At 67.4% G+C, this 16,682-nt stretch carries 9 protein-coding genes; 7 read left to right on the forward strand and 2 right to left on the reverse strand.

Annotated elements, in window-relative coordinates:
* Positions 1 to 34: 34 nt before the first annotated feature.
* Both E1285_RS35075 and E1285_RS35080 read left to right on the forward strand, forming a co-directional pair.
* Positions 35 to 553 (forward strand): GNAT family protein, encoded by a 519-nt coding sequence (locus E1285_RS35075; protein ID WP_207947042.1) that lies wholly within the window; start codon positions 35 to 37, stop codon positions 551 to 553.
* Positions 554 to 625: 72 nt separating this feature from the next.
* Positions 626 to 1,867 (forward strand): FxsB family cyclophane-forming radical SAM/SPASM peptide maturase, encoded by a 1,242-nt coding sequence (locus tag E1285_RS35080; RefSeq protein WP_243723265.1) that lies wholly within the window; start codon positions 626 to 628, stop codon positions 1,865 to 1,867.
* 5 nt (positions 1,868 to 1,872) lie between these two features.
* Here the strand turns inward: E1285_RS35080 and fxsT (E1285_RS35085) are convergent, their stop codons facing one another.
* Positions 1,873 to 4,395 (reverse strand): FxSxx-COOH system tetratricopeptide repeat protein, encoded by a 2,523-nt coding sequence (gene fxsT / locus E1285_RS35085; RefSeq protein ID WP_132158889.1) that lies wholly within the window; start codon positions 4,393 to 4,395, stop codon positions 1,873 to 1,875.
* Between the two features lie 672 nt (positions 4,396 to 5,067).
* Here fxsT (E1285_RS35085) and E1285_RS35090 point away from each other — a divergent pair.
* From E1285_RS35090 to fxsT (E1285_RS35110), 5 genes are all read left to right on the forward strand, one after another.
* The gene (locus E1285_RS35090; RefSeq protein WP_132158890.1) at positions 5,068 to 6,726 is read left to right on the forward strand and encodes a tetratricopeptide repeat protein; all 1,659 of its coding nucleotides are present in this window, start codon (positions 5,068 to 5,070) and stop codon (positions 6,724 to 6,726) included.
* Between the two features lie 342 nt (positions 6,727 to 7,068).
* Entirely contained in the window at positions 7,069 to 8,436 is a 1,368-nt protein-coding gene (locus E1285_RS35095; protein ID WP_132158891.1) for an MFS transporter, read from the forward strand.
* A gap of 182 nt (positions 8,437 to 8,618) precedes the next feature.
* Entirely contained in the window at positions 8,619 to 10,097 is a 1,479-nt protein-coding gene (locus E1285_RS35100; protein ID WP_132158892.1) for a hypothetical protein, read from the forward strand.
* A gap of 22 nt (positions 10,098 to 10,119) precedes the next feature.
* Positions 10,120 to 11,142, forward strand: a complete 1,023-nt coding sequence (locus E1285_RS35105; RefSeq protein WP_132158893.1) for an ATP-binding protein — start codon at positions 10,120 to 10,122, stop codon at positions 11,140 to 11,142.
* On the forward strand, positions 11,139 to 15,314 hold the full coding sequence (gene fxsT, locus E1285_RS35110) for an FxSxx-COOH system tetratricopeptide repeat protein (RefSeq protein ID WP_132158894.1): 4,176 nt from the start codon (positions 11,139 to 11,141) through the stop codon (positions 15,312 to 15,314). Before E1285_RS35105 ends, fxsT (E1285_RS35110) begins: the two co-directional genes overlap by 4 nt.
* An 18-nt stretch (positions 15,315 to 15,332) precedes the next feature.
* Here fxsT (E1285_RS35110) and E1285_RS35115 read toward each other — a convergent pair whose 3' ends face one another.
* Positions 15,333 to 16,553, reverse strand: coding sequence for an FxsB family cyclophane-forming radical SAM/SPASM peptide maturase (locus tag E1285_RS35115; protein ID WP_132158895.1), 1,221 nt, complete (start codon positions 16,551 to 16,553; stop codon positions 15,333 to 15,335).
* Positions 16,554 to 16,682 lie beyond the last annotated feature (129 nt).

Genomic DNA, 16,682 nt, shown 5'->3' on the forward strand with positions numbered 1-16,682 from the left:
GGCGTAGGTTGCGTGCGTGGGTGCGGAGTTGCGGGTGGGCACGCGGGTTCTGGTCCGGCAGGTGCGGGCGGAGGACGCGGCGCGGTTCGTCGAGCTGGCGGGGTTGAGTTCCGGACTTCACCGGCCGTGGGTCAACCTGCCGGCGTCGGCAGAGGAGTTCAGGGAGTACCTCGCGCGGTTCGACCAGGTCGCGGCGGTGGGGATGGTCGTCTGCCGGCGGGAAGGCGGGGACCTCGCCGGGACCGTCAACATCAACAGGATCGTCCGTGGCTCCTACCAGCGGGGTGTGCTGGGGTACGCGGCCTTCCTTCCCTTTGCGGGGCGGGGCTACCTGACCGAAGGGGTCGGGCTGGCGGTTCGGTACGCGTTCGAGCAGCTGAAATTGCACCGCGTCGAGGCCGATATACAGCCGGGGAACGCGGCGTCCATCAAGCTCGTTCGGCGGCTCGGCTTCCGCAGGGAAGGGTTCTCGCCCGGATTCATCAAGATCGACGGGGTGTGGCGGGATCATGAGCGCTGGGCCCTCACGAGCGAGGATGAGCACGTTTATTGATCTTGCAAACTAGACATACCAGTACGAATAGAAGCGCAGCGCCGTGTCTTGATCTCGGTGGGGGGTCAGCAGGTGGGCGTCCATAGAGACGAGCCCGGCAAGGTGACGGAATGGCCGGGCGCTCTGGACGTTCGCGCTCTCCTGGAAGGCGGCTGGCGGCCCACTCCGATCCGTGACTTCATCCTCAAGGTGCACAGTCGATGCAACCTCGCGTGCGACTACTGCTACATGTACGAGATGGCCGACCAGGGCTGGCGTCGGCAGCCGAGGCGGATGTCGCGGCAGGTCCTCGAATGGACGGCGCGGCGCATCTGCGAACACGCGCGGGAGAACCGGATTCCCGAGGTGCAGGTCGTCCTGCACGGCGGTGAGCCGCTGCTGGCGGGCGTCGACCACCTACGGCACGCGATCGAGACGATCGTGGCCGCCGGCGAGCCGGACGTGGCCATCGGGTTCAGCGTGCAGACCAACGGCGTCCTGCTGGACGAACTGTTCCTCGACCTGTTCGCCGAGTACGGCGTCTCCGTGGGCGTGAGCCTGGACGGTGACGAGGAGGGCCACGACCTGCACAGGCGGCGGGCTGACGGACGCGGCAGCTACGCGGCGGTGCGGGACGGGCTGGACCGGCTGACCGGACCGCCCTACCGGCATATCTTCGGCGGCCTGCTGAGCACGATCGAACTGTGCAATGACCCGATCACCACATATGAGTCGCTGCTGGCCTTCGAGCCGCCCGAAATGGACTTCCTGCTGCCGCACGGCAACTGGGACACACCGCCTCCGGGGCGTCCGCCGGACGAGTCGACGCCCTACGGGGACTGGCTCATCGCCATCTTCGACCGCTGGTACGCCGCGGAAGCCGACCAGGTCCGCATCCGGCTGTTCAGCGAGATCATCAGGCTGCTGTTCGGCCGGTTGTCGGCCAGCGAGGCCGTCGGCCTGTCCCCGGTCGCCGTGGCCGTTGTGGAGACCAATGGCGAGATCGAGCAGGTCGACTCACTGAAGTCGGCCTATGACGGGGCGGCGGGTACACGGCTGCATGTATCCCGCGATCCGTTCGACACCGTGCTGTTGCTGCCGTCCGTCGCCGCGCGGCAGATCGGCCGGCGGGCACTGTCGGTGCAATGCCTCGGCTGCGCGGCGCAGGAGGTCTGCGGCGGTGGGCTCTACCCGCACCGGTACCGGTCGGGCACCGGGTTCCTCAACCCGTCGGTCTTCTGCCACGACCTGTTCAAGCTGATCAGCCATATACGGGACGTGGTCAGCCGTGAACTGGACGCTCTGGAGGTCGCGGCACCGGCGGCCGTGGGCTGAGCCGGTCAGATCGGCGGCGGGTCGAAGTCCGAGTCCAGCCTTCGTCCCTCCAGGAAGACCCGCGCGTCGGGATGGTCGAGCGTGAGGGTACGGCGGTAGCGCTCCTCGGTGTCGGAGAACAACGCCGCGGCCTCGTCGTCCCTGCCGAGAGCCCGCAGGTTCGCGACGGTGTTCGCGGCGGCAGACAGGGTTGTCGGGTGGTTCTCGCCGAGCAGCGTCCCGAGTCGCCGCAAGCTGCCGGCGCACAGCCGGTACGCCGACTCCGTCTCACCGAGGTCCGCAAGGTCGGTGGCCAGGTTGAGGGCGACGGTGAGCGAATAGTGGTGATCGCGGCCCAACTTCAGTTCCAGGCCCGCCAGCGCGTCCTCGTTGATCTTCCGGGCGACCTCCGCGTCCCCGGTGATCCGCCGCAGGACGGCCAGGTTTCCCGCACAGGCGTGGTAATACGGGTGCTCGGCGGTATAGATACGTGGATAGCGTCGGACGGTGTCGTCTGCGAGAACCACGGCCTCCTGGAACTCGCCGATCGTGCGGCGGATGTTCGCCAGGCAGATCGCGGCCGCAAGTGTGTCGGGGTGGTCGAGTCCGAGGGTCCTCACGTAGCGCTGATGGATCTCTTCGGCGAGTTCGAGAGCGCGGTCGTAGTCGCCCGCCCTGCGCCAGGCGACGGAAAGATCCTTGCCGGTGCGCAACGTCCAGGCGTGCTCGGGGCCCAGTTGCACGATGCCATAGGCGTAGGCGTCCTCGCCGAGGTCGCAGGCCTCGGAATAGTCCCCGCCAAGCCGCACCACTCTCGCCAGCCCGGTGTAGATGTTGAGGTATGAAGCGGGGTTGGGGGACGGGTCGCCCGCACGGATCCCGCGAATCGCCTCCTCGAGAAGGGCGCGCGCGTTTCGGTAGTCACTCTTGAGGCCGTGGTCCAGTGCAACGCTGTTTACGGCACGCCATGTATTCCAGTCGGGTTTCCCGAACTTAGACTCAAAACGGCGCAGCGTCTCCTCGTCCATTTCGTGTGCTTGCAGGAAGTCGCCGCTCGCCCGTAGATCCGCTGCTCGTCCGCGCAGAGCGCGGAGCGTCGTGTCGTGGTCGCGGCCAAGGGCCTTCTCGGCCGCCTGGAGCGTCTCCATGTTGCGAGCTGCTGCCTCGTCGTACCGGCCCAGCTCGCGTAGGATATTGCCCAGCTCCACCTTTACTGTCAAGACGTCCTCGTGGTCCCCGCCAGAAGCCGACGCCCACTCCTCAATGAACGACTGAACGAATACCCGTGCGGAGGCGTAGTCGGAGCGGGCGTACAGAAAGGTGATCATGTTAAGCCCGAGTTCGCGGACCGCCGGTTCCTGACATCGCGCAACGCCAGCCGGCCCGAGGTGCCCAAGAGCGTTGAAATACGTCTCCCATTTGTTCGCGTCGCCCGGGTCCGGCGGCGCGTATCCGGCTAGCAACAGGTGTACCTCATGGCGGAGGCGGTCCTGCTCTGCTTCGTCCAGTTCGTCGCGGACGAGGGCTTGGATAAGGCGGTGCACCTGGATCGTCCGGGCGGGGATGTCCAAGCGGGCAAGGGCGAAACGTCCGAGCTCTCCGATGGCTCGGCCGAGCCGGATCGGGTCGGCGAGGAGCTCCGAGAGCTGAGGGCTTAGTCCGGGGACGACCTTGGTAAAGGCGTCTCGTGGAATCGGTTCCGGACCGAAGAACGCGCAGTAGCGCAGGAGGTCCAGCGCCTCGGGCAGCTTCTCCTCCAGGCTTGCGACCGAGAGTGCCCAGGCGGCCGTCATCGACGCGGGGTACTCGCTCGGCTTTCCCTGAGAGAGCAACTGGCTGGTCCGTTGCGCCAGGAGCCGCAGATACTCCGATACCGTGATGCCGGTCTCGCTGCGGAGCGCGCCCGCTTGATCCAGCGCGAGCGGGAGGTCCCCGAGTTCTTCGGCAAGCCGGTTCGCATCTTCCGGCGTGATCCCCCTCGGTACCCGCCTGGTGAGGAAATCCACGCTCTCCTCGCGGGTGAAGACGTCTACCGGGACGGCATCGACGATGCTCGCCCAGCGGTGGTTGCGCGACGTTATCAGTACGTGCCCGGACCCCTGCGGCAGGATGTCGGTCAGTTCCTCGGGCTCGTCGGCGTTATCGAAGATCAGCAGCCAGTCGGTGTAGGGCTCCCCTCGGCGCAGTGCCTCCAGCACGGCGTTCGCCGCCTCCTCGACGCCGCTCACGGACGCCGACGGAAGGCCGAGAGGCGGCGCCAGACTTGCGAGTGAGGATCGCACCAGGACAGGCTGGTCGGCTGGGATCCACCAGACGAGGTCGTAGTCGGATTGGTAGCGGTGGGCGTACTCCACCGCCATCTGGGTCTTTCCCACGCCGCCGAGACCGTGTAAGGCGTGCGGTAGGACCGCGGTGACTCGGCCACCCAGCCCCTCGCGTAGCCGTTCGAGCTGATCTGTGCGGCCGGTGAAGTTCTTGTTCCGGGGAGGGACCTTGCCCCAGACCTGCGGAATCCTGGGCGATGGGTGGTCGGGCTGCAAATTGATCACTCGATCCCCTTGCGTCACGCCGGACAAGCCGTGTAGTAAGCTGCATCACGTCGTAGTCAAGTAAATGCGCCACCCAAGACAGTATATTGATGTCGGCGATTTATGTATGTGTCGGATGCCACTCAGCCCTTGGGATGGTTTCGGTCCGACTGAATTCTGCCTTATTGTTGGCCGAATTGGTGGGCGTGCTTGCATCTGGCTTTGGAGTTGACTTTCTGAGATTATGGTGAAGGCCGCCTTGTGTCGCCTCGACCGGAGTCGGCCGCGAAGTCGCAGGGCACCGAAATCGAGGAGAGGTTAATGCTGAAACCCGTTTTCCTGTTGACCAGCGAAGACGTCCCGACGGTCCCCCCAGCCTCCCAGCGGCCGGGGCTTCGGCGGATGCAGATTGAGTTGGCCAGAACCGGGTCACTGGCTCGCTCATTCGACAACAATGGTGCCCACGGCTCCGCGGGTTCGGGTGTTGCGGTCGACAACAGGGCGTCGACACGCTGAGACGATTGTCGTGTGTTCAGGTCGATAGCGGCCGGCCGACTCGCGCTTTTCGGCTCCTCACGGGCCGTGTAAGTCTCATCGTCGGCATCGCAAACCCGTATCGGTCGACTGGGCGCTACTCTCGGGTGAGCCAGTCGGCACCATCTTCCAGCAGGTGCCTGCTCATGGGACGGAACGATGACCGCGCTATCCCCTTCGGACGGGCCAGCCCCTTTCGTAGGCGAACGCCCGTTCGGTGAGCAGGACGCACGAAACTTCCACGGTAGGACGCCGGAGGCACGTGAGGTCGCCGAGCTGTGGAGGACGCACCGGCTCACGTTGCTTCACGGGGGCGCTGGCGTCGGCAAGACCTCGTTGTTGCGAGCTGGGGTCGTCCCGTTGCTGCGGACGGCGGGCGCACACGTGCTGCCCGTGGCTCAGCCCGCCCATCGTCCATCGTTCCCGCTGGCGGCGTTGTCCGAGCACAATCCGTTCCGGCTTGCGGTCCTGGACCTGTGGTATCCGCGCGCGTCCCCGGTGCAGATCTCAGAGATGACGATCGGGACGTTCCTGCGTAAGCTCCGGCGCCTTGACAGGGTCGGCCGTCATATCCCCACACTCGGCGCCATTGACGGGGCGGAGAGGCTCCTGCGCACGTCCAGCCGTCATGAACGGCACCGCAGGGACTTCCTAGATGAGTTGGCGACGGCGCTGCAACAGATACCTGACCTGCACCTGCTCCTGGCCGTGCGTGCAGACGGACTTGCCGAGGCCTTCGACCTCGCCGGTCGTCTGGGGCAGGCATTACCGGCCACGATCGCGCTTGAGTCTTTGAATCCTGAAGCTGCACACGAAACGGTCGCAGAACCGCTCCGCGCCGCCGGACGGGCCTCCGTGACCGTCACCTGGCCCTTGGTGCAGGAACTTCGAACTGTGCGGCGGCGCGCGGACGGCTTGCAAACTACCTCCCGCGTCGAAACCGCGTTGCCGCAACTCGTGTGCGCACGCCTTTACCAGCAGCTACTGGAAGACACCGAGATCCCCGCGGAGCGCCTGCGCATCGAGGTCAACCGAGTGCTGTCGGAGTTCTGCGCCCATAGCCTCGCCACGATCGCCGCCGATCAGAGCCTTCCAACCGCAGCCGTACTCTCCTGGTTTCGAACGACGTTCGGCGGACCACAAGGACGCGCCGGAGTGCTTGAGGAGCGCCTGCGCGAAGACGTACCCGCTGCGGTCATCGACGCGGTGCAGGACCGCCACCTCATTCGGGCCAGGCTCCGCGACGGGAGTCGGTACTACGAGTTGACGCACCCCAGGCTGATCGAACCGGTCCGGCAACTCGCCGGCGGAGCGGTTCCTCTCCACCGGCCGGGGCCTTCGGTGCGCTTGCGGCAGGCTCACCTCGCGCTGGCGCAGGGCGATCCTGAACTAGCGCGGCGTCACGCGGAGGCGGTCACTCGCACCTGTGGCGAAGAAGATTTTCGGATCCTCGCCGACGCGACGACCTTCCTCGGCGACATCGCGTACGAGCGGGAGGACGCTGAAACCGCCGTCGCGCGGTATCGAGAGGCTGCGGCGATCTTCGAGGCCGTCCCGGACAACGCTGCGGTGGGATGGCTGCTGGCCGGAATCGGCCGTCTCCTCCTGCCGAGCGATCCCGGCGAGGCGGTGCGGCAGCTTCAGGCGGCGGCGAGCCGGCTTCCGCACGAACTGTCCATCCAGGCCGCCCTCGGCCAGGCACTTTGGCGGTCCGGGAGAACGCACGCCGCCCGCGCCGTGTTCGAGGAAGTTCTGGGGCGCGACAGCAGGAACCGTGAAGCACTCAGCGCCAAGCGCGCCATGTCGGGCATCGCATAGATGTGACTCTTCTTTCCCCTGACCGCCGGATGCACCCTCTGAGGCAAGTCGTCCGTGTGCAACGAACATTGGCCCCCGAAGTCGATTTTGTCCTGTTTCGGCAGACAGTCCGAAGTTGCTGTAACGGCGAGGATGAATTTGGCACTACTGCTAGGATTCCGGCTTTGCTGGGGCCATGTGCTCGTCCGTGAAAGGGTAACGGATGAGTGTTTTGGCGACTCCTGGCAGAATTTTGTGTCCGGTGTGACCTTGTGTCGCATTTGGCTGGGCAAGTCCACGATGAACGGTCAAGGTCAAGGGGCCGGGCGGTGACCACGGTCCGAAACGAGGAGAAGGCAGAAGGTGACCGCCGCCCCATCGGAATCGAGCCATCGGGACGGTGGCGGGGCAGCCGAGTCCAATGGCGAGACGGACGGTCGCTGGCGTCGTGACTTCCGCCTGTTGCTGGGCGGGTCGTTGCTCTCGCAATTGGGCACGCTGAGTGCCGCTGCGGCCAACCCGCTTTTGGCGCTGGCGTTGACGGGCTCGCCGATCGTGGCGGGCTGGGTCGCGGCTGCGAGCACGCTGCCGGGACTCTTGCTTCACCTGCCGGTCGGACTGATCGTCGATCGCTTCAACCGTTGGCGGATCATGCTGGTCAGCCAACTGATACGGGTGCTCAATTCGATCGTCCTGATCGTCGGTCTCTGCATCGCCGCCGAGCCCTGGCCACTTCTCATCCTGGCGGCGGTGATCGACGGCTCGTGTGCCGTGTTCTTCCGGATAGCCGAGCTCGCGACGGTACGTTTCGTCGTACCGGACGGCGAGGCCGAGAATGCTATGGGCAAGAGCGAGGCCCGGCACCATCTGGCTTTGGTTCTTGGGCGGCCGGTAGGTGGGGCGCTGTTCGCACTCGGGCGCTTCTGTCCTTATGTACTGGATGCGTTTACTTCTCTCATCTCCGTATTCTCTCTGCTCTTCTTGAACAAGGACCTCAGATCCCTCGGGTCTCGGCGGCAAAAGCGGTTGAACATCTCGAAGAGGAAGATGTTCAACGCCTTTAAAGAGGGGTTTCGCTGGATCTGTCGGGACAGGTTTCTATCTGTCTCGCTTGGTGCTTGCGCGATCGCCAACACCGGTTTTCAGATCATCATCCTTCTGCTGGTAGTCGAGGCGCAGCGGCAGCAATTCTCCGGATCGGTCATCGGTACGATGCTGGCGACCTCCGGCGTCGCCGGATTCCTGGGGGCGATCACCGCGCCCGGGGTGGTGCGGCGGTTCACGCCTGAGGTGACGGTCAGATGTTGCGTCGTGTCCTGGATTCCGTGTCTGGCGATCGTCGCCCTTGTGGGCAATCCGTTGATCGGCATGTGCGCATGGGGAGTGTGTAGCTTGTTCGGCGCCTACATCAACGTCGCTCTGGCCATGTACCAGGGCAGAGTCATCCCCCGTGGCGTTCTGGGACGAGTGGAGGGCGTCAGCCAGTTCCTGACGACCGGTGCGGTGACGCTCGGCGCCTTTGCTGGAGGTTACGTGATCGCGATCCTCGGGACCCGTCCCACAGCGGTTCTCGTGACCGTCGCGTTCGTGGCGCTCGGGACCGCGGTACTCGCACTGGTCCGCAATCCCAAGCGGCCTCCGGGTCAGAACCCTGCCAAGGAAAGCATGCAGGTGACGGATGAAAGGGTGCTCGCCGGCAGCGCGGCGGGACCGACGGGCGGGGACGCGTAGCAACCGTCTATACCGCCCTGGCGCCGTCCCCACTGTGTGAGGTGACACATTGGCGGCGTCCTATTCCGGTCGCTTCCGACTTGACGAGTCGACGTCCGCTCGGCGCGAGTTGCGGAGGTAGGCTTTCCGCGTCGAGCTTGGCCGACATTCTTTCGGTCGTCCTTCGGTCGGAGGCGGAGCGTTTGATCACCTCGCTGAATGTCAACGATCGGCATAGGCTTGTCGAGGCGATCCTGCGCATCGACGCGATGAGCGTCCGGCGGGAGCGTGCCGTCCATCTGTCGGCGCTGGAGCGCGACCTCGGGCACCGTCTGCACTATGTCCAGCACGACAAGGAGATGCTCGATGTCTGGGCGCTGGTCGACGTCCTTCTCAACCATCCGGGAGCGGCGCAGGCCCTCGTACGGATATTGCAGACCTTCTATCCGAACAGCCGGTCCGTGGGAAGGCTCGAAGAGCTCGTCGCCGAGCTGCTTCCCGAACCCTGGCTTGACCAGGATGACCGGCGCGAACTTCACGAACTGATCACCTGGCTGGAGCGGGTCGATCCCGGTCTGACGCATCTGGGCAGGTTCCCGGTGCTCTACCGGCGGGCGGTCGGACCGGCGTGGCCGACGCTGGATCGCGAGTTCCGCAGTCTGCACGACGTCGTCGCTCTGCTCGAGGAGATGCCCGCCGGCGCCGACGGCACGCCGCCGCTGCTGCGGTTCGTCAATGACCTGGCCGAAGACGCGGGCTACCCGACGGCGCCGGCGTTCCGCGACTGGGTGCGCCGCCAGGTGGTCGTGCAGGGGGTCGACAGCGTGATCTTCGAGCGTCGCCGCCCCGAGCTGCCGGGGCGGGCCGCGCCGGAGCCGTCCGAGAACTACCTGATCATCGAGTGCGCGCCCGACGCGCTCGAGGAGGACCGCTACCTGGTGACCGCTTGGCTCCAGGTGGATCGCGAACCGGGCAGCACCCTGCAGTGCAGCGACGAGGCGCTGCCGGTGAGCCGGATCCCCGAACTGCTGGAACGCCTGCTGACCTCGGAGAGTTCCGTTGTCGGCCGGCCCAGCCCCGACCTCACGATCGAGTTCATCCTGCCCCGCGCGCTGCTGGACCATCCGTTCGAGCAGGAGAAGATCAACATTGGCGGGTTCGAGCATCGCATCGGCATCCGGTACCCGGTGGTCGTGCGCAGCCTGGACCGGATGCGCCTGGCCGCGATCCACCACGACTGGCGGCACAAATGGGAATGGCTGTCCGGTAACTCCGTCGGCGCGCCCGTCTGCATGGTGTCCCGGCGCGGCGAGTACGACAAGGAGGAGCTGTTCTCCACCCTGTCGGAGTCCTCCGCGGCCGTCCTCGCGCTGGCCTTCCCGCCCTGGGGCGGCACGGATGACGAGACGGACGAGCACTGGGTCGGGCTGCTCGCCGGCATTCCCGTCGTCGCCTGGTGCCGGGACGGACGCGATCCCGCTCAGTTCGTCAGGGAGGTCAAGGACCTGATGGCGGAGGACCTGCTGAAGCTGCCACGCCGGACGATGGAACTGCGCCGGCATGCCCTCTCCGGCGGCGGCGAGGGCGCAAGAGCCGGACATCTCGGCCTGCACCTGACCCTCGTTTTCGACGATTCCGACCGCATTCCGGAGCCGTACGTGCGGCTCCGGCCCCCCGCATAGCACCGTCCTTCCGGAAGGCGTCATGACGACAGAACCAGAGATCAGCGGCCCGGCCGGTGACTGGCGCATCTACCGGGGCGACAGCCGGACGCACGATGGCGTGCGGCGGCTCCCGCCGCCCCCGCCATGGCGCCGGTTCAGCCCGGAAGACGGGGCCGGGGGACGCAGGCAGCGCGACCTGCAGCAGGCGACCTCCTACCGGCCGGACGAATCGATCATCGACCGCGTCAACGCGGCCATCCTGCTGCGGCGCCCGTTGCTGGTGATGGGCAAGCCCGGTTCCGGGAAGTCCACCCTTGCCCACAATGTCGCCTATGAGCTCGGGCTCGGATCAGTCCTGTACTGGCCGATCACCAGCAACACCACCCTCCAGACCGGGCTCTACGACTACGACGCGATCGGCCGGCTGCACGAGACCAGCCTGCGCGGCGCGGGCGGCAGGGCGGACACGGCCGAGCCGCCGGACATCGGCCGCTACATCCGCCTCGGCCCGCTCGGTACCGCACTCCTGCCAGGGGACCTGCCCCGCGTCCTGCTCATCGACGAGCTGGACAAGAGCAACATCGACCTGCCGAACGACCTGCTCAACGTGTTCGAGGAGGGCAGGTTCACCGTCCTCGAACTGCAGCGGCTGCCCGAGGACCAGTCACGGATCCAGGTGATGACCGCGGACGGCGGCCCGCGGGTGCCGATCGACCGCGGTGAGGTGCGGTGCGGAAACTTCCCCATCGTCATCATCACCAGCAACGGGGAACGCGAGTTCCCGCCCGCGTTCCTGCGCCGGTGCGTCCGGCTGGTGATCGAGCCGCCCGGCCGGGAACGGCTCGCCGAGATCGTCGAGGCCCATCTCGGTGCGGACGCCAGAGCGGCGAGCGACCGGCTCATCGAGGACTTCCTGGCCCGTCGCGCCGACGGAGCGCTCGCCACCGACCAGCTCCTCAACGCCGTCTACCTCGCCACGTCCGGGAGCAGGCCGCCCGAAACGAAACTGGAGGAGATCCTCGACACGGTGCTCCGCCCGATCGAGCGGCCCGGCGCGGGATGATCGAGCAGTTCGTCGAGGCCCTGCGGGGGCTCGACCCGCCACCGACGTCGAAGGAACTGGCGGACGCCCTGTGGCTGGCCGGCTGGTTCCGGACGAACGAGGGCCCGGTTCACCTCGTGATGCCCGGCTCCGGAGAACCGGGCGAAGGCAGCCCACCGGCGCCGGCCACGCCGCCCTCCCGCCCGTCCGCGCCGCCCGCGGTGCCCGAGCAGGAGCCCGCGCCGCCGCGGACGGTGGAGGCGGGGCTCTACCTGGCCGAGCAGGACGTGCCCGCAACGGCGTTCCCGGTGCGCATGCCCGTGATCCCGACCATTTCCCAGACGCTTCCCCTGTCCCGGGCGCTGCGCCCGCTGCGTGCGACCGTCCCCTCGCTGACCCGCGAGCACCTCGACGAGGCGGCGACCGCGCAGCGCATCGCCGAGACCGGAGTATGCGAACCGGTCATGGTGCCGACGCAGGAACGCCGGCACGATCTGGCCCTGATCGCGGACGTCGGCCCGTCGATGGTCGTGTGGCGGCAGATGGTCGAGGAGCTGCGGCTCCTGCTGCAGCGGCTCGGCGCGTTCCGCGACATGACGACGTGGTACCTGGACTCGGGTGCGCACCGGCTGTCCCTGCGCACCGGTTCGGCCTTCGGAGTCGGTGCCGACCGCGACCCCGACGAGCTGGTCGACCCGACGCACCGGCGCCTCATCCTCGTCGTCAGCGACTGCATCGGCGCGGCGTGGCAGGACGGGCGGGCCGCCGCGCTGCTCGACCGGTGGGGCCGCGCCGGGACCGTCGCGATCGCCCAGCCGCTGCCCCAGCGCCTGTGGTGGCGGACCGCGGCGGCGATCGAGCCGGTGCGCTTCAGCGCGTCCGGACCGGGGGTGGTCAACGAGCAGCTGACCGTGACTCGGCCGTCGCCGCGGCTGCCCGACGACCGCCCCGAGGGCATCCCGGTTCCGGTGGTCGAGCTCAGCGAACGCTGGCTGCGGTCCTGGGCGGACATGGTCGCCCGCGGTGGCCGGGACATCATGGGCGCCGCGCTGTTCACGGGACGGCCGGTGGCGTATCCGCCGGCCGCCGAGACCGGCGCCGACACACTGTCACCGGAGATGCGGGTCAAGCAGTTCCGGGCATCCTCGTCACCGGCGGCGTTCAAGCTCGCCACGTTTCTCGCCGCGGCCCCGCTGCGGCTGCCGGTGATGCGCCTGGTGCAGCGGGCGATGCTGCCGACCTCCACGTCCGCCGACCTGGCCGAGGTCTTCCTCAGCGGCATGCTGCGGATGGTCGGCCGCCCGTCCGACGGCGGCGAAGAGGAGATCGTCTACGAGTTCCACGACGGGGTCCGGGAGATCCTGCTGCAGGGGTTGCGCAGGCGCGAGGTGTACCAGGTGCTGCGCGCGGTGTGGAATGTCGTCCGCGACCGCATCGGCTCGTCCCTGGACTTTCCGGCGCTGCTCGCCGCGGTGAGCCGGGGAGAGGCGCAGCTTCCGCCCGACCTGCCGTTCGCACAGGTCGCGGCCCAGGCACTGATGGGCCTCGGCGGGCCGTACCGCGAGATGGCGAAGCGGCTGACGAGCGAAGCCGCCTCCGACACGCCCTCGGACGCGGACGTGGTCGACATGGGCGCCGTGACCGCGACCTCCACGACGATGCAGCGGCCATCCGCAGCCACTGAACCCGCGCCGGCGCCACGCAGCGCGTTGCCCGGCCGCAATACGGATTTCATCGGACGCGACCGGTTGCTCACGGCGGTCCGGGCGGCGCTGCGGGAAGGCACGGCGGCGCTCCTGCCGCCCTCGGAGTCCGGGATGGGAGGGGAAGGCAAGTCCAACCTCGCGGTGGAATACGCCCACCGCCATGCCGACGACTACGACCTGGTGTGGTGGATCCCGGCCGAGCAGACGACCTCGGCGCGTGCGGCGCTGGCACAGCTGGCACGCCAGCTCGGCATGCCGATGAGCGACGACATCAAGGAGAACGTCGACGGTGTCCTGCGCGCGCTGCGGACCGGCAGGCCCTACGGCCGCTGGCTGCTCATCTACGACAACGCACAGGACCCTGATCAGGTCGTCCCGCTGACCCCGTTGTCGGTCGACGGGGCCGGCGCCGGCCTCGGCCCCGGTCGTCACGTCCTGGTGACGTCACGCAAGCGCGACTGGGAACGGCACGCGTCCGTGGTGGATGTCGACGTCTTCGAAAGAGCGGAGAGTGTCGCCCTGCTCCAGCGACTGGTGCCGCGGCTGTCGGACATCGAGGCTGATCTGCTGTCCGAGCGTGTGGGTGATCTTCCGCTGGCGGTCCACCAGGCCGCGGCGTGGCAGGCCGTGACCGGCGGCACGGTCGAGGACTACGTACGCCTGTTCGACCGGCGGCTGACCGAGGCCGCCGCAGCGGACCCGTCCGGCGAAGACCTTCCGGGGGCGCTTGCGGCGGGCGTGAGCTTGAACCTCGACCTCCTTCAGGATGAGGATCCGGTTGCCTGGGCGCTGCTGGAATTGTGGGCTGTCTTCGATCCCGAGCCGGTGTCCTGCGGATTGCTGGCCGCGGGGCACATGGCCGCACTGTCCAGTGAACTGACGGGGCTGCTGGCCGACGAGACGCGGCTACGTGGAGCCATGGGCACCATTGCCCGGTTCTCCCTCGCCCGCTTCGACGAAGAGTCGGCCACGCTCCAGGTCCACCGGCTCGTCCGGGCCATCCTCAACGACCGGCTCGGCGAGGACGGGCGGCGCCGGGTCCAGGCACTCGTCCATAAGATCCTGGTCGCGGCGACCCCGGACGAGGAACCGGAGGTGGAATCGAGCTGGGAACGCCGAGCCGAGATCACACCCCACGTCGTACCGTCGGGCGTATTCGAAGCGGACGGCCTCGACATCCGGCTCGTGGGTATCGACCAGGCGAAGTTCCTCTATCAGTCGGGAGAGTACGAGGGCAGCCGACGGCTCGCGGAAATCGCCATAGACCGGTGGATGCAGCGGTACGGTCCCGATGACGACGCGGTCTTGGACATATCCCGTGTCCTGGCGAACGCTTTGCGCAGTCTGGGGAACAACAGGGCGGCCGCCGCGCTGAGTGAGGACAACCTCACGCGGACACGCAGGAAGTTCGGTGCCAATTATATACAGACCCTTTTCGCCGCCACCGGATTCGGTGCCGACCTGCGATTCCTCGGCGATTTCCGCAGAGCCTACGAGGTCGACCTCGACGCCTGGCGGCGCATGCACCAGCTCTATACGGACGCGGACAGCAAAACGCAGCTCGCCGCCACGAATCTCGCCCTCGATCTGCGGATCCTGGGCGAGTTCCAAGAGGCCTACGACATCGACCGGGAGGTTTCGCGCAGGCAGGCAGGTCCCGGTCGGTCTTACCGGCAGCACTTCCGCATCACCCATAATCTTGCGCGTGACCTGCACGCTCTAGGGCGGTACGACAGTGCCTACGGGCGGCAGGCCGAAAGCCTGGACAATCTGCGGTCGGTCCTCGGCCCCGGGCACGCGATGGTCATGCAGGCGAAGATGAGCCACGCGGGCACGCTGCGGAAACTCGGACGGTTCCAGGAGGCGCACCGCTTGGCGGGCGAGACTTTTGCCGCCCACGTCCGCCGGTTCGGTGAGCGGCATCCGAACACGCTGGCGAGCAAGGTCTGCCTGGCCCTCACCACCAATGCGATCGGGCGGAGCGTCGAGGCGTTGTCGCTCATCGACGAGGCTTTGGCTGTTTACCGCAGGGAGATGGGTGAGGACCATCCCTTCGTTCTCGTCTGCGCCATCGACAGGGCGGTCGTCCTGCGGCGGCTCTCGGAAGCGTACGCGGCACAGGAAACCGACCAGGCAGCGCTGTCGAAGCTCGAAGCCGGAGTCCTCGGCCCCAATCACTACTACGCATTGTGCGCCAAGGTGGGGCTGGCCAATGACTACTACCTTCTCGGTGAACTGGAGGCCGCGGTCCGGGTGCTGTCCGAAGTGCGGGGAAAGCTGACCGGCTCGCTCGGCGAGCGGCATCCCTACTCGGTCGCCGTCACGCTCAACCTGGAGCGTGCTCGCGCCGCGATGGGCGACGGCGAGCGCGGCGTCAACGCGGTACTGGCCTCGCTGAGGCATGTCCTCGGTCGGAACCACCCGGAGGTACGGGGTGCCGAACGCGGCGAGATGCTGGAATGCGACATCGAGCCCACGGCCCTGTGAGTCGGCGGTACGGCCGGGTCAGCGGCTTCCGGAGGGCTCGGCGAGGGCGAGGTCGTGCTGGACGGTCCGCCCGATATGGCTGATCAGCTTCATCAGGTCCGGGCAGTACACCGACGGGTTCAAGTAACCGTCGCCTTCGCGGTAGCGGTGCGCATAGGCGCCGCCGCCGCAGATGTCGCGCACCGCGCACGCCCCGCACTTGGACGACAGCGCCGCGAGGCCGATCTGACGCGCGACCACGCCCGGATGCCACATGGCGTCGTCGAGCCGGTGGTCGAAGACATTGAGACCGGTCTCGGGCGCGCCGGCGTAGGAACTCTTCAGCGTATCGACCTGCTGAAGCGTCCCGTCGGTGTCGACCACGAGCATGGCGACGGGGGAGAGCCCGATGTTCTCGCTCCGGCTCTGCCCGCCGAGCAGCAGATTGATGATCTCCTCGAACAGACGGACGCCGGTCTCCTTGCGAGGTGCGTGGTACCAGCGGTCGAACACTGTGATGAGCCAGTCGGCATAGGGGGCGCCTCCGCCATCCACGGGACGGCGGGGTGGCGGGACGGTCCAGGTCCCGTGCGGAAGCAGGAAGTCGGTCCGCGGTGGCTGCGTCTCCAGAAGGGCCTCATACGTCCGGATCGGATCGTTGTCGAGGTCGACCGTGCAGAGCAGTCCCCGATAGAGGCTGCGGTAGGAGCCCGCGAGCCGGTTCAGCCCGCGCATGACCTCGGCGTGGCTCCCGCGTCCGTTGGCACGGAGCCGGTGCCGGTCGTGCCCGGCACGATCACCGTCGAGGCTGACCGACACGCCCACACCGTGCTCATCGAGCATCGCCAGCATCGTGTCGGTGAGGAGCACCCCGTTCGTCTGGGTGCTCACCTCAACCTCGCAGGAAGGCGGCATCACCGAGCGAAAACGCGCGATGACCGTGGCGAGGGTCGCCTTCCCCGCTAGCAATGGCTCGCCTCCGTGGAGGACGACCGCCGCCTTCTTGAGGTCATGGTCCCGGGCATGCTCGGCCAACCTGCGAGCCGTGGCTGCGATCACCCCGGGTGGCATCGCTGCCGGCCGCGTCCGCCACGTCTTGTCTGCACTCTCGTAGACGTAGCAGTAATCGCAGGCCAGATTGCAGCGACCATGAACTTTGAGTACCAGTTCCGAAAAGGGAACGGGTTGCCACCCCCCGGCCACTAAAGCGGGAATGTCAAGGCCGTGAAACGGCCAGTCACCGGACTCGGCTCCGGTCATCAGTGGAGGCGGTTGTCGAAGCCCGCTCGGACGGTCCAGGGGTTGCGGCGCTCGGCGCGGGCACGTCGTAGCGCGTCGCCCAGGACCGTACCCACGAATGGCTCTGCCGCGGTCAGTTCCTCGAGGGTG

Source organism: Actinomadura sp. 7K507, from assembly GCF_004348425.1.
Classification (GTDB): domain Bacteria; phylum Actinomycetota; class Actinomycetes; order Streptosporangiales; family Streptosporangiaceae; genus Spirillospora.